The organism is Frigoribacterium sp. CFBP 13712 (assembly GCF_014842255.1).
Taxonomy (GTDB): Bacteria; Actinomycetota; Actinomycetes; order Actinomycetales; family Microbacteriaceae; genus Frigoribacterium.
This window is the reverse complement of record NZ_JACYVH010000010.1, coordinates 63,618-84,584: the sequence shown is the minus strand read 5'-3', so window position 1 is coordinate 84,584 and position 20,967 is coordinate 63,618. Positions and strand designations below refer to the sequence as shown.

The following is a 20,967-nucleotide window of genomic DNA, read 5'->3' as shown; positions in this document are numbered from 1 at the left end:
ATGATCAGGTCCTTTTCTGTGATTCCCGGTGGGGATGAAAAGGATTCGCCACCCTCCCGCGAAACGATTGGACGGGATCGGCGAACACAGAAGACGCTCAGGTTCGCCGATCCCGTCCGAGACGGGCTACTTCGACGCGGCGCGGCGTCGGCGGGCCAGCAGCAGCAGCCCGGTGCCGAGTGCGAGCAGCGCGGCGCCGACGGGCAGCACGAGCCACGCGCTGTCGGAGCCGGTGAAGGCCAGCGCACCGTCGTCGGTGTCGTCGGCCGCGCCTCCTGAACCATCGGAGCCGTCGTCCGGGTCGCCCGCATCGCCCGTGGGAGTGGGCAGCGGCACGGCCGTGGAGCCGTCGCCCGGCTCGGTCGTCGGCGGCACCGTGGGGTCGACCGGCGGCACCGTCGGGTCGACCGGAGGCGCGCTCGGGTCGACCGGCGGCACGGTCGGCTCGACCGCGGCGGGCACGGAGATCGCGTACATCGTGGTCGATCCCGACACCTCGTTGCCGACGGCCAGCAGCGGCTCGCCGGTGGGCGAGTCGGCGGCCGAGACGAAGGCGAGCCCCTCGGGGCCGAGGTCGCCGGCGCGGGTCAGCACGTCGGCGGGGTCGGCGCCGTCGTCGATCTCGTCCTCCGCCGAGACGGAGAGGTCGCGGTTGTTGACGTAGGCGGTGAAGGAGGCGCGGGTCGGCTCGGTCACGTCGTACACGGCGATCCCGCCGACGCGCTCGAAGCCGATGAACGCGTACGTCCGCCCGTCGATCTCGCCCAGGGCGACGCCCTCGGGCTCGGGGCCCTTGTCGTCGCTGCGACCGTCGACGCCCGTCGCGGTGTGGTTCGAGTTGAACGACTCGGGAGCGACCTCGGCGAGCAGCTGCTCGAAGGCGTCGCCGGAGTCGAAGACCGACGTGCCGGCGGCGTCGAGGATGCTGAACGACCGGCCGCCGAACGTGTACAGCGTCTCGTAGCAGCTCCGATCGGCCGAGAGGCCGTTGGCCGTCGTGATGTTGAGGCGGCCGAGGCCGGCGTCGGTCAGCAGCGAGGGGTCGATCGAGTCGCAGACCGGGGCGAGTCCGTCGTCGCCGAGGTCCTTGACCCGGGCGACCTCGCTGTAGGCGGACCAGTCGCGCGAGTCGCCCTCATTCGCGGTCACGATGTAGGTGTCGCCGTCGGCCTCGTAGCTGTCGATCGTGTCGGGCATCAGGTAGCCCTGCACCGGCCAGGTGCCGATCGAGATCGCCGGCCCGCCGTCGGCGCCGTCGCGGTCGGAGGGGTCGAACGGGACGACCGAGCGGTCGACGGTGCCGAGCGGGACGACCTCGGTCACGGTCGCCGTGGCGACGTCGACGATCGCGAGGGCGTTCGCCTCCTGCAGCGACACCCACGCGGTGGCGCCGTCGCTCGAGAAGGTCGCGTACTCGGGCTCGAGGTTCTCGGAGACCGGGCGCACGAGCGGGTCCGCGTCGGTCACGGTGCCGGCGTCGGCACGACCGCCGAAGATGCGCACGGCGGGGTCGACCGGGGTGGCGCCGTCGGCCTCGAAGGCATGGAAGTCGGCGGTCCGCACGGCGGTCTGCGCCGGGACGGACACCGTCGCGGGGGCGTCGATCAGGCTGATCGTGCCCTCGGGGTCGACCGTGTAGTCGTCGGCCGGCTCGCCCTCGTTCGCGACGATCAGGCGGGTGCCGTCGGGCGAGAAGGCGACCATGTCGGGCAGGGCGCCGACGCGCACGGCGCCGAGGGCCTCGCCGTCGCCCGCGGCGTCGAAGAAGACGATCCAGCCCGCGGCGGTCTTGGGGCTCGACTCGACGGCGACGGCGCCGAGTCCGTCGGCGCGCACCGACACGGAGTTCGCGACGGCGTCGGCGGGCACGACGGAGCCGTCGGACGACAGCACGCCCGTCGTCTGCAGGTCGAACAGCTTGGTCGGCTCGGCCGGGTCGGCGACGTCGAGCACCTCGACGCGGGCCGCTGCGGCGTTCACGACGAGCAGGCGCTGCTCGGCGGCGTAGTGCGCGACGATCTCGGCGGCGCTCTGGTCGAACACGCCCGTCTCGTAGCTGCCGACGGGTGCCATCGAGAAGGCGTCGGGGTCGGCGAACGATGCGATGGGCGCGGCGACGATCGCGGCCGCCGCGGGGTCCGAGGCGGCGGGGCCGACGGCGGCGAGGGCGACGAGGCCGAGACCGGTCAGCCCGGCGGCGCCGGCGAGGGCGGTCCGCCTGGCGCGGGGAGCAGAGGAGGCGCGGGTTGCCGAGGAGGCGCGGGTCGCGTCACGGACGCCGGTCGCGTCGTGCGGGGAGGGGCGGCGGGCTGGTCGCATGGGAACGGTCCTTCGTCGGGGGTCGGTCGACCGTACGGACCACAGGTGTTGCGCACGTGAACCGGTGGTTGCGAGCCGGGGTCGACCCGCGCCTCCTCGGCGTTCCGCATCGATGTGACTCGACGGGGGCGTTCCGAGCCGCGCGAGGCCCTCTTCGAGTCACATCGATGAGCGCGGCGCGCCGCGCCGCTAGACGGCGGCGGGCGCGAGCACCCGGAGCGCGCCCGGCACGACCTCGACCGTGACGGGCAGCGACCCGATCCGCTCGCCGTCGGCGTACGCCGCGACGTCGTCGGAGTGGATCGTGACGCGTCGCGCCCGATGCACGTGCACGCGGGGGTCGGCGAGGTGCGTGCCCCGGGCCACCTGCCCGAACAGCCGGAGGAACTGCAGGCGCCCGAGCCGCTCCACCACGAGCACGTCGAGCAGCCCGTCGTCGAGCTCGGCGTCGGGCAGCACGGTGATGCCCCCGCCGAACGACCGGCCGTTGCCGACGCTGACGAGGGTGCCGTCGAGCTGCATGCTCTCGCCGTCGATCTCGAGCCGGTACGAGAGGTGCTGCAGCCGGATCAGCTCGAGGTAGAGGGCGAGGTTGTAGCGACTGCGGCCCCTCGGGCGGCGCATGCGGTTGGCGCGCTCGTTGACGACGGCGTCGAACCCGGCCGACAGCATGCAGGCGAACCAGGTCGTGTCGGTGCCGCGCGAGACCCGGCCGGCGTCGATGACGCGGGCGGGCCGGTCGAGCTGCGAGACGAGGAGGCGCGTGGCCGCATCGCTGTCGTCGTGCGGGATCCCCAGGGCCCGGGCCATGTCGTTGCCGGTGCCCGTCGGGACGAGCCCGAGGGGGACGTCCGTGCCGGCGACGAGGTTCGTGCCGAGGTTCATCATGCCGTCGCCGCCCACGACGATCAGGGCGTCGGGCGAGGTGGCGAGCTGCGTGCGGGCTGCGACGACGAGGTCGTCGAACGACTGCTCGAGCAGCACGGTGACGTCGTGCCCGGCGCGGGTCAGCGCCGAGACCACCGACGAGCCGACGTCGCTCCGCCGACCGAACGACGCCGACGGGTTGACCGCGACGACGAGGCGCAGGGGGGTCGGGCTCATCGTCCGATCATGGCACCCGGCGATGCGGTCCGCGCTCGGCTCGCGCGCGCCTCCCCGGGGTGCTTGGATGTCTTCATGACGACCACGAGCACCGTTCCCGCCCCGAGCATCCGCGAGTCGCCGAACCGCGGTCTCACGCTCGCCTTCGGCACGATCGTGCTGCTCCTCGGGGTGGCCGGGTTCCTGGTGCCCGACATGGGCGGCTTCTTCGACACCACCGGGGCGAACCTCCTCGGCATCTGGAACGTCAACCCCGCCCTCGCCGTGATCTGGGTGCTCGCGGGCGCCGCGCTCGTCCTCGGCGGCACGTCGGGCGTCTCGGCGGCCAGGTCGATCGGCGCGATCGTCGGTCTCGTCTTCGTGGTCTTCGGCGTGGTCGGCTTCTTCGTCGAGGGCACCGAGGCGAACTACCTCGCCGTCAACCTCGGCGACACCATCTCGCACCTCGTGGTGGGCGGGCTGCTCGTGCTGACGGCGATCGGCGCCGACCGGCGCCGCTGAGCACCGCGGCCCCCGATCGGGGGCCGGCTACCTGACGTGCGACTGTGAACATTATTCAAGTAGTTCGTTATCCGGCTATTGCATTGTCATCGGCGTCGGCACCACGTATACCTCAGATAACGGGGAACGCCGCATGACCCAGTCGTGTGATCAGGTGCCTCCTCTTCTCAGTCAGGTGCCTCCATGGCCCGCACGACGTCCCCCCTTCCACTCGCCCGTACGGCGCTGGTGCTCGGCGTCGCCGCTGCTCTCACCGTCGCCGGCGGCCTCGCGGCTCAGGCCGACACGATCATCGACGGCCCGGTCAACCTCCGCACCGCCTCCACCTACGGCGTCCTCGCCGGCTCGACCGTGACGAACACCGGCACGAGCGTGGTGCAGGGGAACGTCGGGCTCAGCCCGGGGACGTCCGTCACCGGCTTCACCGGCGGCCCGGGCGTCATCGTCGGCGGCACCCAGCAGGTCAACAACGGACCCGCCCGTCAGGCCAAGGCCGACCTGGCCACCGCCTACGGCGTGGCTCGTAGCCTCACCCCGCAGGAGAGCAACATCACCCAGCTCGACGGCCGCACGCTGACACCCGGCGTGTACTCCGGTGGCGCCGTCGACCTCGCCGACACCGGCGACCTCGCCTTCACCGGCGCGGCCGACTCCGTCTTCGTCATCCAGGCCGCCAGCACGCTGACCATCGGGTCGGACACGGTCATGACCTTCTCGGGCGGCGCGAGCTCGTGCAACGTCTTCTGGCAGGTGGGCAGCTCGGCGACCCTCGGCAGCGCGGCGCAGTTCCAGGGCACGATCCTGGCCCAGCAGTCGATCACCGCGATCACCGGTGCGACGGTCTCCGGTCGTCTGCTGGCTCAGACCGGCGCCGTCACCCTCGACACCAACACCATCACCGTGCCGCAGAACTGCGCGCCTCCCGGCGAGCCGTCCGTGACGTCCGCTCCGGTCATCACCTCGGGCAACCCCACCGACGGCACCGTCGGCACGCCGTACTCGTTCGAGGTCACGGCGTCGGGCAACCCGGCCCCCACCTTCTCGGTCACCGGCGGCACCCTGCCCGCCGGGCTGACCCTCGACTCCGACACCGGTGTCATCTCGGGCACGCCCACCACCCCCGGCAGCACGACCGTCACCATCACGGCCGACAACGGCGAGGCGCCGGCCGACAGCGTGGACTACGTCGTCGGCATCGACGAGGCCGCGGGCCCGACGCCCGGTCCGACCCCCGGCCCCACACCCGGACCGACCCCGGAGCCCACTCCCGAGGTCCCGGCTCCGTCCGACTCGCCCACGCCTGGAGTCCCGGCCCCGTCGGACTCGCCCACGCCTGGTGTCCCGGCTCCGTCCGACTCGCCCACGCCTGGTGTCCCGGCCCCGTCCGACTCGCCCACGCCTGGTGTGCCCACCCCCTCCGACTCGACCAGCCCCGCGTTCCCGGTCGGCGATCGCTTCGGCGGTGACGACGGCGACTCCGGGAACCTGGCGTTCACCGGTTCCGAGTCGACCGTGCCGCTGACGATCGGCGGTCTCGCGCTGCTGGCCGGAATCGGGCTGCTGGTCAGCGCCGTGATCCGCAGACGACGGGCGTTGAGCTCGGAGGACTGAGCCGCGCCTCCTCGGTAGGGCTCCTGGTTCGTGCGTCGTCGGTTCGGGCCGACGTCGCCCCGGGTCTCGGGGGTTGCAGCGACGATCGGCTATCACGCATCCACGCGTGATAGCCGATCGTCGTGTCCCCGGGGTTTCGTGAGGTGCCAGCGAGAATCGGCTAGTACGCATCTACGCGTAATAGCCGTTCGCCCTGCGAGACCCCCGGCATCGCCTGACGTTTCGCCGAGGGGCGTAGCCGTCACGCGCCTCCCTCGCTATGGTTAGGGTCACCTAACCGACTCACGGAACGGAGGGGCCCGCGATGTCCGTCGTCATCCCCTTCTCGCAGGCCCTGCGAGAGCGCACCTCGGCGTCGAGCGCCACCGGCGACATCGGCTGCACGTTCATGGCCGATCTGATGACCGGGCGCGGCACCCGCGACGACTACATCGAGATGCTCGCCCAGCACTTCTTCGTGTACGAGGCGCTCGAGACCGTCGCGGCCGGGTTCGCCGGCGACGCGGTGGCGGCTCCGTTCCTCTCGCCGGCGCTGACGCGGCTTCCCGCGATCACGGCCGACCTGGCGTTCCTGCTGGGCGACGACTGGCGGTCGCGCATCCGCCCGCTCGACGTCACGAGCGACTACTGCGCGCGCATCCGGTCGGCGTCCGAGTGGGTCGGCGGCTTCATCGCGCACCACTACACGCGCTATCTCGGCGACCTGTCGGGCGGGCAGCTGATCCGCCAGATCATGCAGCGGCGGTTCGGGTTCGACACGAACGGGGTCGGGTTCTTCCTCTTCGCCGAGATCGCCGCACCGAAGCAGTTCAAGTCCACCTACCGCCGGCAGCTCGACGCCGTCGACTGGAGCCCGGAGGCGCGCGAGCGCGTGCTCGACGAGGTCGCGGTCGCCTACGAGTTCAGCACCGAGCTGTTCGTCGCGCTGGCCGCCGCGAAAGCCGCCGCCGCCGCGTAGCGCCGACCCCGGCTTCCCGGCTGCGCGGCTGCGCGGCTGCCCGGCTGCCCGGCTGCGTGGCTGCCCGGCTGCCCGGCTGCGTGGCTGCCCGGCTGCCCGGCTGCCCGGCTGTGCTCAGGCCTCGTCGCCCGCCTTCTCGGCGGCGTCCGCCGCAGCACGGATCGCGGGCACCCGCGTCGCCTGGCTCATGAACCGCCGCACGTCGAGGTCGACGATGATGTCGGCGGGCCTCAGCGGGCGCGACAGGTACAACCCCTCGAGCGACGTGATGCGGCTGAGCGCCACGTACGTCTGCCCCGCGCTGAACACCCGCGACCCGAGGTCGACGATCGCGCTGTCGTAGGTCTTGCCCTGCGACTTGTGGATGGTCACCGCCCAGGCCAACCGCAACGGGAACTGCGTGAACTCGGCGACGACGTCCTTGCGGAGCTGCTTCGTCGACTGCGAGTAGCTGTAGCTGTACTTCTCCCAGACGGCGGGCTGCACCTCGTGCTCTTCGCCGTCGACCTCGACGAACACGGTGTCGCGCACCTTCGTCACCGTGCCGGTCGTGCCGTTGACCCAGCGCTGGTCGCTGTCGTTGCGGAGGAACATCACCCGCGCACCGCGCTTCAGCTCGAGGGCCTCGTCGGCGGGGAACGACCTGCCGCCGAACTCGCCGCTGACCTCGGCCTTGGCGGTCAGCACCTTGCCGGGCAGCCGCTCGAGCTCGACCTTGTTGATGCGGTTGACGGTGTCGTTGCGGGTCGCGAGCGTGATCGCGTCGGAGTCGGCGGGGACGGGGCGGGCGCCCGCCCCGTTGAGGTGACCGGCGATCTCGGCCGTCACCCGACCGTGCCGCACGGCGTTCAGCATCTCCTTGAAGTCGCCCTCGGTCTGCCGGTGGATGAACGCGAGCTCGTAGATGCGCAGCGACGCGTCGTCCCACACGTGGGCGTCGAAGAACCACATCGAGCGGTAGTTGTCTCGGAAGTACGCGCGCTCTTCGGCGTCGCCCGGCACCGGCGGCAGCTGGTACGGGTCGCCGAACAGCACGACCTGCACCCCGCCGAACGGCTCGGACCTGCGCTGCCGCGCCTGGCGGAGCGACCGGTCGATGGCGTCCATCAGGTCGGCGTTCACCATCGAGACCTCGTCGATCACGAGGGTGTCGATGGTGTTCAGCAGCTTGCGCAGCTCGGGCTTCTGGTCGATGTCGTGGTCGGCGATCAGGCCGATCGACAGACGGAACAGCGAGTGGATCGTCTGCCCGCCGACGTTCAGCGCCGCGACGCCGGTGGGCGCGCAGATGACGACCTGCTTCTCGGTGTTCCATGACAGGTGGTTCAGCAGCGTCGACTTGCCGGTGCCGGCTCGCCCGGTGACGAAGATGTGCTCGCGCGTGTTCTCGATGGCGTCGAACACGGCCTGCTGTTCGGCGGAGAGGGCGACGGGCACGAGCGGACGGGACCTTTCGACGAGGCCCGGAGGGACCGAGGAGGCGCGGGGAGCGGATCCAATCTACCCGCGCCTCCTCGACTCCACGGCGTTCCGTGACCCGCGCCCACCTACACTGTGGGCATGTCTTCTGCTGTGGGGGAGAGGAGACCCGCCTCACGGAATCGGACGTTCGTCGCGATCTGGGGAGGCGCGGCGCTCCTCGTGGTCGTCGCGTTCGTCGTGACCGTCGCCGCCCTGAACGCGACCGTGTACAGCGCCGGCGGCTTCGCCCGCGGCTACATGGACGCCGTCGACCGCGGCGACGTCTCGAGCGCGCTGACCCTCGCCGGCGTCGAGCCCACCGACGATCTCGACGACAGCCTGCTCGAGGTCCCGTCGCTCGGCGGACTCGACGACGTGCGCGAGGTGTCCGAGCTGCCCCTCGGCGACGGCACGCGCACGGTCACCCTCGCCTACACGCTCGACGGCGTCGCGGGCGAGTCGCAGTTCGTGGTGCGCGAGGCGGGCAAGCGGTTCCTGTTCTTCGACCAGTGGAGCTTCGAGCAGAAGCCGACCGCCACGATCGACGTCACCCCGCGCAACGACCCCCGCTTCGAGGTCGACGGGCGCGAGGTCACGACCACGAGCGGCGACGTGACGACGCGCTTCACGGTGCTGGCGCCGTCGCGCTTCGAGCTGTCGCACGACAGCACCTACCTGCACGCCGACCCCGTCGAGGTCAGCGCGTCGGCGGTCGGTTCGACGACGGCCGTCGCGGTCGACGTCGAGCCGCGCGCGTCGTTCGCGGCGGTGCTGCAGAAGCAGCTCGACCGCCAGCTCGACGAGTCGTGCGTCACCCAGAAGGTGCTGCTGCCCGCCGGCTGCCCGTTCGGCCGCCAGGTCGACGACCGGCTGCTCGACGAGCCGGCCTGGTCGATCGTCGAGCACCCGACGGTCGCCGTGGTGCCGTCGTCGACGCCCGGCCAGTGGCTGGTCGACGAGGCGCCGGGCACGGCCCACCTGGTCGTCCAGGCGCAGTCGCTGTTCGACGGCCTCGCCTACACGATCGACGAGGACGTCCCCTTCACCGTCAGCTACGCCATGACGATCGCGCCCGACGACACCCTCAGCTTCCAGTAGCGCCGCAGGCCCCGCCGCGGTCGAAGAGGCGCAGCCGAGGAGGCGCGGGTCGAGGACGCACGGATCGAGGAGGCGCGGGTCGACAGGAGCGCCCGCGCACGGTCTCGGCCGTCCCGGCTCGACTACAGTCGTCGAGCCGATCACCCCCGTGACGCACCCCTCTTGATGCCCTGGCAATCGACCGTGCGCGGCGCTTCCCCGGTGTCAAGAATACATAGTTCCTGCGAGAATGACAGAAGTCCGTCACTCTCGGGCGATCCGCGACGCCGCAGGGCCCCACCCACTCGAGAGGAGAGGCGCATGTCGCTCCCCTCCGGCGAGTTCCGGGCCTGGGCCGAGTCCGTCGGCCTGCCGACGGCCGCGCTCCCGCTCGCCCGGGCGCTCGGCGTCAGTCGCAGCACCCTGCAGGCGCAGCTGCTGCGCGGTCGGGTGCCCGAGGCGCAGGTCGTCGCCGCGGCCCGCGTGGCCGGCGTCGCGCCCGCCGACGCGCTCACCTCGTTCGACCGCTACGCCGACCTCGCCGGTCGCCCGACCGCCCCGACGCCCGCCGAGGTGCTGGCCCAGATCGAGCTCGCCGACGCCCTCGTCGTGCTGCTCGACCGGCAGGCGCCCGGCTCGCGCGACGCACTCGCCGGGGTCCGCGACCAGCGCGACCCGCCCCTCCCCGGCTCCGTCCGCACCTGGATCGACGCCGTCGACCCGGGCGGCCTCCGCGCGACCCTCGCCGAGCGCTGGCGCATCGCGCCGTCGAACGTCTCGGCGGCCATCAACACCCCCAAGCTCCGCCCGTCGCAGCTGATCGAGATCGCCCTCATCGCCGGCACCTCGTGGACGGGCGGACTCGCCGCCGCAGGTGTTCTCACGCTGGAGGAGGCAGGATGGAGGCGCGGCGCGAGATCCGACGCGCTCACCCGCCTCTCGGACGTCGACCTGAACGACCTGGTCGCCGATCGTCTCGCCGCGGCGCAACGCGAGGCGCGGCGTCTCGCGGCCGACACCGAGCAGGCGCACCGAATCCAAGACACCCTGGGGTGACATGACCATCGCATTCCTCGTGGTCGCCGTGCTGGCGGCCCTGGCCCTCACGCGCCTCCCCGGCGCCATCCGCGGCCGCAACCCGATCGTCGTCGCCTCGGCGTTCACCGTCGCCCTGGCCTTCGCGCTGATCACGCCGCCGGTCTACGAGGCCGTCGACCGCCTCCTGCCGTTCGAGAACGCGACCGACCTGCTCGCCAAGCTGCTGCTCTTCACCGGCCTGCTGCTCGCCGGCACCCAGGTCGCCCGCGCCTACGACGCGCCCCGCACCCTGCGACTCGTCTCGGGGCTGCCCGGAGCGCTCGTCTTCGTGGCGGTGTTCGTCGTCGAGGTGCTGCTCTTCGTCGCGGCCGAGCCGACGGGTCGCGCCGCCGACCTCGCCGTCGACCTCGACCAGGGGGTCGTGCGGCTGTACTCGACGGTCGCCACGGCGTACCCCGCGTACATCTTCGCGCTGCTGCTGCCGCACGTCGTGCGCGGCATCCGCAGCTCGCGCACGAGCGCGCGCGTCACCTCGGCGCTGCTGACGGCCGGTGGCGCGCTGGCGCTGGTCCGCTTCGCGATCGGGCTCGTGACGCTCGGCGTGCCGGGCGCCTACCCGGTCGGGCAGGTGGTCAGCGGCCTCGCCGCCGTGCTCGTGGCGGTGGGTCTCGCGACGGCGTTCTTCGCCCGGATGCTGCGCGGTCGCGCCGCCCGCTGACCCGCGCCGCGCCGCGGCCGCGCCGCGCTGCCGCGCCGCGCCGCGCCGCCCGGCCGCGCCCTGCATCGAGGTGACCCGAAAGGACCCCTCGAGCCGCGGAAGGGCCCTCTCTGCGTCACCTCGACGCAGAGCGGCCCACCCGCGCCTCCGCCCCGCGCATCGAGGTGACCCGAAAGGACCCCTCGAACCGCGCAAGGTCCGCTTTCGCGTCACTTCGATGCAGAGCGGCCCGCCGGCCCGCGCCTCCTGCCCCGCCCGCGCCTCCCACCCCGCGCCTCCCACTCTGCGCATCGAGGTGACTCGAAAGGGGCCCTCGAGCCGCGGGACGGCCCTGTTCGCGTCACATCGATGCAGTGGGGAGCCACGCAGCGCGGCCGGCAGCTCTCGGGCCCCGGTGGCGACACTGCCACTGGTGGCCGGACGCGTCGACTCGTAGATTCGCTCCCATGACGGACTCCTCGCGCCTCGATCGCCTGCTCACCCCGCCGACCCCCGTCGCCGAGAGGGCGCTCGCCGTCGTGCGGGCGCACGCGTCGCCGGCGCTCGCCGACCACAGCCTGCGGTCGTTCGCCTTCGCGGCCGAGCTCGGCGCCTCCGAGGGGCTCGAGGTCGACGTCGAGCTGCTCTGGGTGGCGGCGATGCTGCACGACCTCGGGCTGGCTCCCTCGTTCGACAGCCACACGGTGCCGTTCGAACGGGCCGGAGCCGACGTCGCCCGGGTTTTCGCCGCCGGTGCGGGCTGGAGCGACGACCGGGGGAGGCGCGTGGCCGAGGTCATCGAGCGCCACATGTGGCCGTCGGTGGCGGCCGAGCTCGACGTCGAGGGGCATCTGCTCGAGCGCGCGACGAGTCTGGATGTGAGCGGGGCCGCGCCCGACGACTGGGCGCCCGGGTTCGTGCGCGCCGTGGTCGAGCGGCTGCCGCGCGGAGCCTTCGGCGACGCCTTCGCCGTGCTCGCCGCCGAGCAGGCGCACCGCAAGCCGTCGTCGGAGGCCGGGCGCTCCGTCCGGGCGGGCCTCCCCGCGCGGGCCCGGGCCAACCCCCTCGACGCGGTGCCCTCCGCGCTCTGACCCGACCCGCGCCTCCTGCCCCGCGCGTCGAGGTGACCCGAAACGGCCCCTCGAGCCGCCGCAGGCCCCCGAACGCGTCACCTCGATGCCACCCTGCCCGTCGCGCCGACCCGCGCCTCCTGCCCCGTGCGTCGAGGTGACCCGAAACGGCCCCTCGAGCCGCAGCAGGCCCCCGTTCGCGTCACCTCGACGCAGCGCCGCCCGCGCCTCCCGACCCCGGCGCGTCACCTCGACACGGTAGAAGGGTGCCGCCATGTCTTCCGCCGCGCTCCTCCTCGTCCTCGCCGCCGCCGTCTGCCACGCCTCGTGGAACATCGTCGCCCACGGCGTGAGCCGCATCGGCACGCCCTTCCTGTGGTGGGGCGCCGTCGCCAGCGCGGTGCTCTGGCTGCCCGTCGTCCCGTTCACCGGCGGGCTCGGCGGGGGTCTCGCGGGTCTCGCGCTCGGCGCAGGAGTCTCGGCCGTGCTGCACGTCGTCTACATGACCGTGCTGCAGCGCGGCTACGCGGCGGGCTCCCTCTCGACGGTGTACGCGACGGCCCGCGGCACCGGACCGGCGGTCAGCGCGCTGCTCGCGGTGCTGCTGCTCGGCGAGCGGCTCTCGCCCGTGGCGGTCGTCGGCATCGCCGTGGTCGTCGCCGGCGTCGTCGCGACCGGCCTGATCGACCGCACCCCGCCCGCCGCAGCCGACCCCGGCCCCGCGCCCGAACCCGGCCCCGCGCCCGGCCCCGCCCTCGACCCCGACCCCGCTCTCGACCCCGACCCCGCTCTCGACCCCGCCCTCGACCCCGACCCCGCTCTCGACCCCGACCCCGCCCCCGACCCCGCCCCCGACCCCGCCCCCGAACCCGCCGGCCCCCAGGAGGCGCGGGTCGACCCGCCCGCCGCCCCGCACCTCCGCGGAAGTCGCCCCCGTCGCCGCCTCGACCCCGGGATCGCCTGGGGGCTGCTGACCGGCCTGGCCATCGCCTCCTACACGATCTGGGACGCCCACGCCCTGCGCACCTGGAGCCTCACGCCCGTCTCGTTCATGGTCGGAGTGACCCTCGCCGAGGTCGTCTTCTACACCGTGGCCCTCGGGCGTCGGCGGGGCGAGCTGCTCGGGGTCGGGCGGGCGCACTGGTCGCGGGTGCTCGCGTTCGGCGTGCTGTCGCCGCTGTCGTACATCCTCGTGCTGGTCGCGATCCAGACGACGCCGGTCGCGCTCGTGGCACCGGCCCGCGAGACGAGCGTGGTCATGGTCGCGGTCTTCGGGGCGCTCGTGCTGCGCGAGGGCTCGGTCGCGAAGCGCCTCGTCGCGTCGGTCGTCGTGCTCGGCGGCATAGCCCTCCTCGCGGCCTAGCCCCCGCACCTCCGCATCGAGGTGACCCGTTCGGTGCCCTCCAGCGCCCCGAGGGCCCCTCTCGAGTCACCTCGACGCCAGGCCCAGGAGGCGCGGGTCAGGAGCCCCCGCCCCCCCCCCGCATCGAGGTGACCGGTTCGGTGCCCTCCGGCGCCCCGAGGGCCCCTTTCGGGTCACCTCGACGCGAGGCCCAGGAGGCCCAGGGGCCCAGGAGGCGCGGGTGGGCATACAACACGTGAACTCTGCCTGAACGGACCACGAGTTAGGTTCCTATGTCGGCCGGTCGCGTGTCACCATCGTCACGTCCTGCTCCCACCCGAAAGGCCGTCATGACCCTCCGCCGTCCCCGTGCCGCGATCGCCCTCGTCGGCGTCGCCCTGCTCGCCACCGCTCTCGCCGGCTGCTCGAACGCCGCCTCTTCGGCCGAAGGCGAGGGCGGGGGCTCGTCCGACGCCGCCGGCTTCGCGGTCGACTCGAGCACCCTCGTCTTCGGCGTCGTGCCCGACTCGGTCGACACCGAGACGAACTACCAGCCGCTGATGGACTACATCGCGCAGGAGACCGGCAAGACCGTCGAGTACCACGAGTCGACCGACTACGCGGCGCTGATCGAGGCGAGCATCGCCGGTCAGATCGACGTCGCGTCGTTCTCCGGCTTCACCTACGTGACCGCCACGAACAACGGCGCCGAGCTGACGCCGATCTCGTCGATCACGACGGCCGAGGGGCAGGAGCCCGGCTACTACTCGCAGGCCATCGTGCCGAAGGGCAGCGACATCACGTCGATCGCCGACATGAAGGGCAAGAAGGTCTGCTTCGTCGACCCGTCGTCGACGTCGGGTTACCTGTTCCCGAGCTACGCGCTGCTCGAGGCCGGCATCGACCCCGAGAAGGACATCACCCCCGTGTTCGCCGGCAAGCACGACGTCAGCGTGCAGAAGACCGGCGAGGGCTCGGAGTGCGACGCGGGCTTCGCGGAGGACAGCGAGGTCGCCAAGAGCGACGCCGTCGAGGTCATCGACGAGCAGATGGTGCCCGGCGCCCCGATCGTCGAGTCGGACAGCCTGCCCGACGACCTGAAGGGGCAGCTGGAGGAGATCCTCGCGAACGTCAGCGCCGACGACATGGTCGCGGCCGGCATCGACGGCGCCGACAGCGACGGCTTCCGCAGCGTCTTCTTCGAGACGACGCCGGTGGACGACGCGTACTACGACGAGATCCGCGACATCTGCGAGAAGACGAACGCCACGCAGTGCCAGGCCTGACGAAGTAGCACCCCCAGACCCCGGGAATCCGCTCAGACCCTCGCGCGCGCGTGGGGGTCTCGGCGGATCCCCGGGGTCCGAGCAGAACGGACACCCGCATGAACCCGCACGACGACACCACCACCGCCACCCGCGCCGCGACGGCGACCGCCGACACGGCAGCGACCACCAACACGACGGCGACGGCGACCACGACCACGACGGCGACGGCGACCACGACCGCGACCACCGGCCCCGCCGAGACCGTCGTCGCCCTCGAGGGAATCACCAAGCGCTTCGGTGCGACGACCGCGCTCGACGGCGCATCGCTGACCGTCCGCCGCGGCGAGGTCGTCGTGCTGCTGGGTCTGTCGGGCTCGGGCAAGTCGACGCTGCTGCGTCACGTCGACGGCCTCGAGCGCCCCACCGACGGCCGCGTCACGGTGCTGGGTCGTGAGGTCACGGCGTTGACGGGCCGCGCCCTGCGCGAGCTGCGCAGCGAGGTCGGGTTCATCTTCCAGCAGTTCGAGCTGGTGCCGTCGCTCACCGTGCTCGAGAACGTGCTGACCGGGTCGCTCGCGACGGTGCGCGGGCCGCGTCTCGGGCTCTGGTCGTACGGTCGTGCGGCCAGGGCGGAGGCGCTCGCCCGGCTCGAGCGCGTCGGTCTGCTCGAGCGCGCGTACCAGCGCGCCGACACCCTCTCGGGCGGGCAGCAGCAGCGCGTCGCCATCGCCCGCGCGCTGATGCAGCGCCCGCAGGTGCTGCTCGCCGACGAGCCGGTCGCCTCGCTCGACCCCGAGTCGAGCGACCAGGTGATGGCGCTGATCCGCGAGATCGCCGCCGACGAGGGTCTCACCGTGATCTGCAGCCTGCATCAGGTCGACCTCGCGCTCTCGTGGGCCGACCGGATCGTCGGCCTCCGTCACGGCCGGGTCGTGCTCGACACCCCCACGGAGGGTCTCTCGAAGGCGCAGGTCATGGAGATCTACGGCCGCGTCGCGACGAGCACCGACCAGTTCGAGGCCATCGAGCTCGAGCTCGCCACGCCCGGCACGCCCGGCACGTCCGGACTCGCAGGAGGCGCGGCGCACGCCTCCGAGGACCTCGCAGGAGGCGCGGCGCACGCCCCCGACGGCGCCCTCCGATGAGCATCGTCACCGAGCGCCCGCGCACGACCGAGGCCGTCGTCGCCCCCGTCGCCGCGCCTCCTCGTCGTCGGGTCTCGCCCGAACGCGTCGCCGCCGGTCTCACGCTCGTCGCGCTCCTGATCGCGAGCGTCGTCGCCCTCCGCAGCGTCGACATCGACCCCGCCCGCATGCTGCAGAGCTGGTCGAACGCCGAGCGGTTCTTCGGCAGGGTCGGTGCGATCGAGTTCCCGCCCCTCGGCGAGCTGCTGCAGCTGACCGCGCTGACCCTCGGTCTCGTCATCTGCGGCACGCTGCTCGCCGCCGTGCTGTCGGTGCCGGTCGCCGTACTGGCCGCGTCGAACACGTCGCCCGGCCCGGTCTGGCGCGCCGCCGCCCGCTTCGTCACCGTGCTGGCGCGCGCCGTGCCCGACGTCGTGCTCGCGATGGTCTTCGTGCTGCTGTTCTCGCTCGGCACGCTGCCCGGCATCCTCGCCATCGGCCTGCATTCGGTGGGCATGATCTCGAAGCTCTTCGCCGACGCGATCGAGCAGATCGACGAGGGGCCCCGTACGGCCGTCCGCGCCGCCGGCGGCACGCGTCTGCAGCAGTTCACGGCGGGAGTGCTGCCGCAGGTGCTGCCCTCGTGGGTCGCGACCGTGCTGCACCGCAACGACATCAACCTGCGCGGCAGCGTCATCCTCGGCTACGTCGGGGTGGTCGGTCTCGGCATGGAGATGTCGTTCGCCTTCAAGTCGCTCGACTACGGCCTGGGGCTCGGCTACGCCGTCGTCATCTTCGTGCTGTGCGTCGTGATGGAGATCGTCTCGAGCAGCGTCCGCGCGGTCATGCTCGGCACGGCTCCGACGGGTCGCGGTCTCGGCGACCGCGTCGTGCGACGGGCCACGAGGAGGCGCGGCGCGGCGACATCCGCCGCCCCCGCACCCGAGGCGGTCGGCCGGGCCTCGACCACCGCGACGTCCGCGGACGACGCGACCCGCGCCTCCGGAACCCCCGCCCCCGCGACCTCCGCGGACGACGCGACCCGCGCCTCCGGAGCACCCGCCCCCGCGACCGTCGCGACGAAGCTGCGCCGCCCATGGGATCGCGCCCGGGTGCGGACCACCACGTGGGCCGCGGTCGCCGCCGCCGTCGTCGTGGCGAGCATCGTCGTCTGCGACATCGCCTGGTCCGAGCTCGTGACCGTCTGGAGCGGCGTGCCCGCCGTGGCCGTGCAGTTCTGGCCGCCGTCGTTCGGCAGCTACGAGATGTCGACGATGGTCGACGCGATGGGCGAGACCGTCGCGATCGCCCTGGCCGCGACGCTGCTGACCCTGGTCGCCTCGATCGTGATCGGGTCGCTCGCGGCCCGCAACGTCGCGCCGAGCCGGGGGGTGCGCGGCGGCATGCGTCTGCTGCTCGTCGGGATCCGCGGCGTGCCCGAGGTGATCCTCGCCATCGTGCTGATCGTCGTCACCGGTCTGGGGACCCAGGCGGGCACGCTCGCCCTCGCGCTCGGCGGCGTCGGACTGCTCGGCAAGCTGCTCGCCGACTCGTTCGAGGAGGTCTCGTCGGGGCCGGAGCGCGCCCTGGCCGCGACCGGGGCCACGCGCCTCCAGGTCTACGCGGGCGCGACCCTGCCCCAGGGCACCCGGGCGCTGATCGGCCACACCTTCTACATGCTCGACACCAACATCCGGGCGGCCACGCTGCTCGGCATCGTCGGGGCCGGGGGAGTCGGGTACTACCTGCTGAACGCCAGCCAGGGCTCGAACTACGGGACGGTCACGGCGATCGTGCTGATGATCCTCGTGACGGTGCTCGCCGTCGAGGGTCTCGCGATGTGGATGCGCCGGGTGTTCCGATGACCGCGCGCTACGACGTCGTCGTGGTCGGCTCGGGCATCGTGGGTCTCGGTGCCGCCCTGGCCGCGGTCGACCGCGGGCGGTCCGTGCTGGTCGTCGACCGGTCCGCCGTCATCGGCGGGTCGACCGTCCGCAACTTCGGACACCTCTGCCTCACCCCGCAGAGCGGCGAGGCCCGGCGGCACGCGCTCGCCGCCCGGGGGCTGTGGCTGCGGCTCGCCCGCGACGCCGGCTTCTGGCTCGCCGAGAGCGGCACGCTCGTCGCCGCTCGTCACGACGACGAGCTCATCCTGCTCGGCGAGCTGGCCGCGGCCCGCACCGAGCGGGTGCTCGGCGACCGCCCCGAGATCGAGCTCCTCGACGCGGGCGGGCTCGCGTCGCGCACCCCGGTCGCGCCCGGCGTGACCGTCGGCGGCGCGCTGCTGCCCTACGACCTGCAGGTGGACCCGAGGGAGGCGGCGGATGCGATCCGCAGGCATCTCGAGTCGCGAGGGGTCCGCTTCTCGACCCGCACCTCCGTCGGGTCCGTGACGACCGGTCGCGTCGAGACGAGCCGGGGGCCGATCGACGCGGGCACCGTGGTCGTCGCCACGAACCACGACCTCGACCAGCTGCTGCCCGAGCTGGCCGAACGAGCCGATCTGCAGCGCTGCGGTCTCGACATGCTGCGGGTCCGCGCCGACCTGGCGAAGCCCCTCGGGGCGCCGCTGCTCACCGGGTGGTCGCTGATCCGCTACAGCGCCTTCGCCGGAACGAGCGCCGCCGAGCTGGTGCGCGCCCGCCTGCATGCCGAGCGGCCCGACCTCGCGGCCCTCGATCTGAACCAGATGTACACGCAGCTGCCCGACGGCTCGATCATCGTCGGCGACAGTCACCGGAGGGGCGAGGCGATCTCGCCCTTCCAGGACGAGCGCGCCTCCTCGGCGTTCCTCGACGAGTTCCGGGCGCTGTTCGGCGCGGAGCCCGTGGTCACCGAGCGGTGGCAGGGCGTCTACGCCTCGGGTCGCGACGAGTTCGTCGTCGACGAGGTCGAACCGGACGTGCTCGTCACCGTCGTCGCCACCGGCATCGGCATGACGACCGGTCTCGGTCTCGCCGAGCACGTCGTCGGCGGGCACCTCGACGGCGGGCGCGACGCCGCCCTGCCCGCCGCGCCGCTGCGCGCTCCGCACACCGCCCACCCGCCATTCCTCCTGGAGAGCACACCGTCATGACCCTCGACACCACGCACCCCGCCGCCGCCGCTACCGCCCCTGTTCCCTCGACCGGCCCGACCGTCGCGGCCGCCCTCGCGACCGCCTCCGCTCCCGTCGAGCTGGTCGTGCTCGACATGGCCGGCACCACCGTCGTCGACGACGGCGTCGTCGAGCAGGCCTTCGCCCGGGTCGCCGACCGGGTCGACCTCGGGCCGGCGCTCACCCGCGACGAGGCCCTGCAGTACGTCCGCGACACGATGGGGCAGTCGAAGATCGAGGTGTTCCGGCACCTCGCCGGGGGCGACGAGCGGGTCGCCCAGCGGGCCAACGAGCAGTTCGAGATCGCGTACGGCGAGCTCGTCGACGAGAACGGGGTCGACCCGATCGAGGGGGCGGGCGATCTGATCGACGCGCTCCGCGCCTCCGGAATCGCGGTCGTGCTGACCACCGGGTTCTCGCCCGACACCCGTGACCGCCTGCTCGACGCCCTGGCCTGGCAGGTCGACGCCGCCCTCTCGCCGGTCGACGCGGGCCGCGGACGCCCTGCGCCCGACCTCGTGCTCGCGGCGCTGCTGCGCACCGGGGCGTCGTCGGTCGCGTCGGTCGTCGTGGTCGGCGACACGGTCAGCGACGTGCGCTCGGGTCGGGCCGCCGGGGCCGGGCTCGTCGTCGGCGTGACGACGGGCGCGCACACCCGCGAGCAGCTGCTCGCCGCGGGTGCCGACGCCGTGCTCGACAGTGTGCGCGATCTCGTGGGGCTGCCCGCGTTCGCGGGGGTCGCGGGTGGGACGGGAGTCGCGGGTGCCGCGGGTGCCGCGGGTGCCGCGGGAGTCGCGGGTGCCGCGATGGGGGCGGCGTCGGCTGCGCCGGTCGCACCCGTCGCGCCGGCCGGGACGGCGCCCGTCGAACCCGTCGCATCGGTCGCCCCGGTCGCGCCGGTCGCGTCGGCCGCGCCGGTCGCGTGACCGCGCTCGCGCCTCGGCCCGTCGACGACTCCGCCGCCCGCGCGGCCGGCCCCGTCGAGCTGAGGCTCGACCCCGCCCCGACGGCGATGGTCTGGACGCAACCCGGCCGCCCGCACGACGCGGTCGCCGTGCCGAGCGTCCGCCTGGCCCCCGGAGACCTGCTGGTCGAGGTCGAGCTCGCGACGATCTGCGGGTCGGACGTGCACACGACCCGCGGTGACCGGGCCGCACCGGTCCCGCTCGTGCTCGGGCACGAGCAGGTCGGGCGGATCGTCGCGGTCGGCCAGGGCGCGGTCGCCGTCGATGGCACGCCGCTCGCACCGGGGAGGCGCGTGGTCTGGTCGCTGACGGCGAGCTGCGGGCGCTGTGCGACCTGTGCCCGTGGTCTGCCGCAGAAATGCGAGCGGGTGCGGAAGTACGGGCACGAGCGGCTCGAGACCGGGTGGGAGCTGAGCGGGGGCTTCGCCACCCACGTGCACGTGCGGGCGGGGACGTCGGTGGTGCCGGTCTCCGACGACCTCGACGCGCGGCTGCTCGCGCCGGTCTCGTGCGGCACGGCGACCGCGGTGGCGGCGCTCGACGCGGCGTCGGCGATCGTGCCGCTCGACGGGCGGGTCGCAGGTTCGTCCGGTGCGTCCCGTGCGGCCGGTGCGGCCGGTGCGGCCGGTGCGTCGGGCTCGTCGGGCTCGGTCGGGTCGGCCGGTGCGTCCGGTGCGACGGGCCCGTCTTGCTCGGCCTCATCGGACGGTGCGGCGGCTGGGGCTGCAGCACCGGTCGTGGTGCTCGTGCTCGGTGCGGGCCTGATCGGGCTCACGGTCGCGGCGCTGGCGACCGACGCCGGCGCCCGGGTCGTCGTGGTCGACCCCGATGCGGGTCGTCGTGCTCTCGCGGTCCGGTTCGGGGCGGTCGCGACGGGCGATCCCGGAGTCGCCGCCGACGCCGACGGCAGCGTCGACCGCGCCCTCGAGGCTGCAGGAGGCGCGCCTCTCGTGGCCGTGGAGGCGTCCGGTTCGCCGCACGCCGTCGCGTCGGCCCTGACCAGGCTCGGGGTGGGAGGCGTGGCCGTCCTGGTCGGCAGCGTGTCGCCGGCTCCGGCGGTGCCGGTCGACGCGGAGAGCGTCGTCCGTCGGCTCGTCACCGTGCGCGGGGTCCACAACTACGCGCCGCGGCACCTCGTCGAGGCGGCCCGTTTCGTCGAGCGGAGGCACCTCGCCTGGCCCCTGGCCGACCTCGTCGGCGACGAGGTGGCTCTCGCCGATCTCGACACGGGCCTCGGGCGGGCCGCGTCGGCGGGAGCGGTGCGGGTCGCCGTCCGTCCGTGACGAGCGGTGACGGTGCGATCAGCGGCGACTTCGAGGGCTGAGCCGACCCGCG

At 73.4% G+C, this 20,967-nt stretch carries 17 protein-coding genes; 14 read left to right on the top strand and 3 right to left on the bottom strand.

The genetic code is table 11. From position 1 onward, the window contains the following. Positions 1-126: 126 nt before the first annotated feature. Together IFT51_RS13810 and IFT51_RS13805 are read right to left on the bottom strand one after the other, a co-directional pair. Entirely contained in the window at positions 127-2,319 is a 2,193-nt protein-coding gene (locus IFT51_RS13810; RefSeq protein WP_192061664.1) for a choice-of-anchor I family protein, read from the bottom strand. A 189-nt stretch (positions 2,320-2,508) separates the two neighbouring features. Then, entirely contained in the window at positions 2,509-3,423 is a 915-nt protein-coding gene (locus tag IFT51_RS13805) for a diacylglycerol kinase family protein (RefSeq protein ID WP_192061663.1), read from the bottom strand. A 75-nt stretch (positions 3,424-3,498) separates the two neighbouring features. Here IFT51_RS13805 and IFT51_RS13800 point away from each other — a divergent pair, with 75 nt between their 5' ends. The 3 genes from IFT51_RS13800 to IFT51_RS13790 all read left to right on the top strand — a co-directional run bounded on the left by IFT51_RS13800 (position 3,499) and on the right by IFT51_RS13790 (position 6,493). Further along, entirely contained in the window at positions 3,499-3,924 is a 426-nt protein-coding gene (locus tag IFT51_RS13800) for a DUF4383 domain-containing protein (protein WP_192061662.1), read from the top strand. A 183-nt stretch (positions 3,925-4,107) separates the two neighbouring features. Further along, positions 4,108-5,535 (top strand): ice-binding family protein, encoded by a 1,428-nt coding sequence (locus IFT51_RS13795; protein WP_192061661.1) that lies wholly within the window; start codon positions 4,108-4,110, stop codon positions 5,533-5,535. A gap of 304 nt (positions 5,536-5,839) precedes the next feature. Next, positions 5,840-6,493 (top strand): heme oxygenase (biliverdin-producing), encoded by a 654-nt coding sequence (locus IFT51_RS13790; RefSeq protein WP_192061660.1) that lies wholly within the window; start codon positions 5,840-5,842, stop codon positions 6,491-6,493. Positions 6,494-6,607: 114 nt separating this feature from the next. On the opposite strand, the gene IFT51_RS13785 is transcribed toward IFT51_RS13790, so the two are convergent. Then, complete coding sequence (locus tag IFT51_RS13785) at positions 6,608-7,930, bottom strand: ATP-dependent RecD-like DNA helicase (RefSeq protein ID WP_192061659.1); 1,323 nt, start codon at positions 7,928-7,930, stop codon at positions 6,608-6,610. 123 nt (positions 7,931-8,053) lie between these two features. Between IFT51_RS13785 and IFT51_RS13780 the strand changes: the two genes are divergently transcribed. The 11 genes from IFT51_RS13780 to IFT51_RS13730 all read left to right on the top strand — a co-directional run bounded on the left by IFT51_RS13780 (position 8,054) and on the right by IFT51_RS13730 (position 20,915). Then, entirely contained in the window at positions 8,054-9,052 is a 999-nt protein-coding gene (locus tag IFT51_RS13780; RefSeq protein WP_192061658.1) for a hypothetical protein, read from the top strand. A gap of 300 nt (positions 9,053-9,352) precedes the next feature. Further along, positions 9,353-10,087 (top strand): hypothetical protein, encoded by a 735-nt coding sequence (locus IFT51_RS13775; protein WP_192061657.1) that lies wholly within the window; start codon positions 9,353-9,355, stop codon positions 10,085-10,087. 1 nt (position 10,088) lies between these two features. Continuing rightward, a complete protein-coding gene (locus IFT51_RS13770; protein WP_192061656.1) occupies positions 10,089-10,787 on the top strand; it encodes a hypothetical protein in 699 nt (232 codons plus the stop codon). Positions 10,788-11,233: 446 nt separating this feature from the next. Further along, positions 11,234-11,857: an HD domain-containing protein gene (locus tag IFT51_RS13765; protein WP_192061655.1), complete on the top strand. Its 624-nt coding sequence runs from the start codon at positions 11,234-11,236 to the stop codon at positions 11,855-11,857. A 253-nt stretch (positions 11,858-12,110) separates the two neighbouring features. Then, entirely contained in the window at positions 12,111-13,199 is a 1,089-nt protein-coding gene (locus tag IFT51_RS13760) for an EamA family transporter (protein ID WP_244637303.1), read from the top strand. A 329-nt stretch (positions 13,200-13,528) separates the two neighbouring features. Then, complete coding sequence (locus IFT51_RS13755; protein ID WP_192061654.1) at positions 13,529-14,464, top strand: phosphate/phosphite/phosphonate ABC transporter substrate-binding protein; 936 nt, start codon at positions 13,529-13,531, stop codon at positions 14,462-14,464. Positions 14,465-14,562: 98 nt separating this feature from the next. Then, positions 14,563-15,591, top strand: coding sequence for a phosphonate ABC transporter ATP-binding protein (gene phnC, locus IFT51_RS13750; protein WP_192061653.1), 1,029 nt, complete (start codon positions 14,563-14,565; stop codon positions 15,589-15,591). Further along, positions 15,588-17,435, top strand: a complete 1,848-nt coding sequence (gene phnE / locus IFT51_RS13745) for a phosphonate ABC transporter, permease protein PhnE (RefSeq protein WP_192061652.1) — start codon at positions 15,588-15,590, stop codon at positions 17,433-17,435. The genes phnC and phnE overlap by 4 nt, the downstream gene beginning before the upstream one ends. After that, positions 17,432-18,646, top strand: coding sequence for a TIGR03364 family FAD-dependent oxidoreductase (locus tag IFT51_RS13740; protein WP_192061651.1), 1,215 nt, complete (start codon positions 17,432-17,434; stop codon positions 18,644-18,646). Before phnE ends, IFT51_RS13740 begins: the two co-directional genes overlap by 4 nt. Continuing rightward, a complete protein-coding gene (locus IFT51_RS13735) occupies positions 18,643-19,593 on the top strand; it encodes a phosphonatase-like hydrolase (protein ID WP_197982065.1) in 951 nt (316 codons plus the stop codon). Before IFT51_RS13740 ends, IFT51_RS13735 begins: the two co-directional genes overlap by 4 nt. Next, positions 19,590-20,915 carry an alcohol dehydrogenase catalytic domain-containing protein gene (locus tag IFT51_RS13730; RefSeq protein ID WP_197982064.1) on the top strand — a complete coding sequence of 442 codons (1,326 nt, stop codon included), beginning with the start codon at positions 19,590-19,592 and terminating at the stop codon, positions 20,913-20,915. Before IFT51_RS13735 ends, IFT51_RS13730 begins: the two co-directional genes overlap by 4 nt. The last annotated feature ends 52 nt before the right edge of the window (positions 20,916-20,967 follow it).

Coding starts and splice junctions, on each gene's coding strand:
- IFT51_RS13735 (WP_197982065.1), top strand. CDS start 18,643: ATGACCCTCGACACCACGCACCCCGCCGCCGCCGCTACCGCCCCTGTT.
- IFT51_RS13760 (WP_244637303.1), top strand. CDS start 12,111: ATGTCTTCCGCCGCGCTCCTCCTCGTCCTCGCCGCCGCCGTCTGCCAC.
- IFT51_RS13795 (WP_192061661.1), top strand. CDS start 4,108: ATGGCCCGCACGACGTCCCCCCTTCCACTCGCCCGTACGGCGCTGGTG.
- IFT51_RS13755 (WP_192061654.1), top strand. CDS start 13,529: ATGACCCTCCGCCGTCCCCGTGCCGCGATCGCCCTCGTCGGCGTCGCC.
- IFT51_RS13790 (WP_192061660.1), top strand. CDS start 5,840: ATGTCCGTCGTCATCCCCTTCTCGCAGGCCCTGCGAGAGCGCACCTCG.
- IFT51_RS13770 (WP_192061656.1), top strand. CDS start 10,089: ATGACCATCGCATTCCTCGTGGTCGCCGTGCTGGCGGCCCTGGCCCTC.
- IFT51_RS13800 (WP_192061662.1), top strand. CDS start 3,499: ATGACGACCACGAGCACCGTTCCCGCCCCGAGCATCCGCGAGTCGCCG.
- IFT51_RS13740 (WP_192061651.1), top strand. CDS start 17,432: ATGACCGCGCGCTACGACGTCGTCGTGGTCGGCTCGGGCATCGTGGGT.
- IFT51_RS13775 (WP_192061657.1), top strand. CDS start 9,353: ATGTCGCTCCCCTCCGGCGAGTTCCGGGCCTGGGCCGAGTCCGTCGGC.
- IFT51_RS13780 (WP_192061658.1), top strand. CDS start 8,054: ATGTCTTCTGCTGTGGGGGAGAGGAGACCCGCCTCACGGAATCGGACG.
- IFT51_RS13765 (WP_192061655.1), top strand. CDS start 11,234: ATGACGGACTCCTCGCGCCTCGATCGCCTGCTCACCCCGCCGACCCCC.
- IFT51_RS13805 (WP_192061663.1), bottom strand. CDS start 3,423: ATGAGCCCGACCCCCCTGCGCCTCGTCGTCGCGGTCAACCCGTCGGCG.
- phnC (WP_192061653.1), top strand. CDS start 14,563: ATGAACCCGCACGACGACACCACCACCGCCACCCGCGCCGCGACGGCG.
- phnE (WP_192061652.1), top strand. CDS start 15,588: ATGAGCATCGTCACCGAGCGCCCGCGCACGACCGAGGCCGTCGTCGCC.
- IFT51_RS13810 (WP_192061664.1), bottom strand. CDS start 2,319: ATGCGACCAGCCCGCCGCCCCTCCCCGCACGACGCGACCGGCGTCCGT.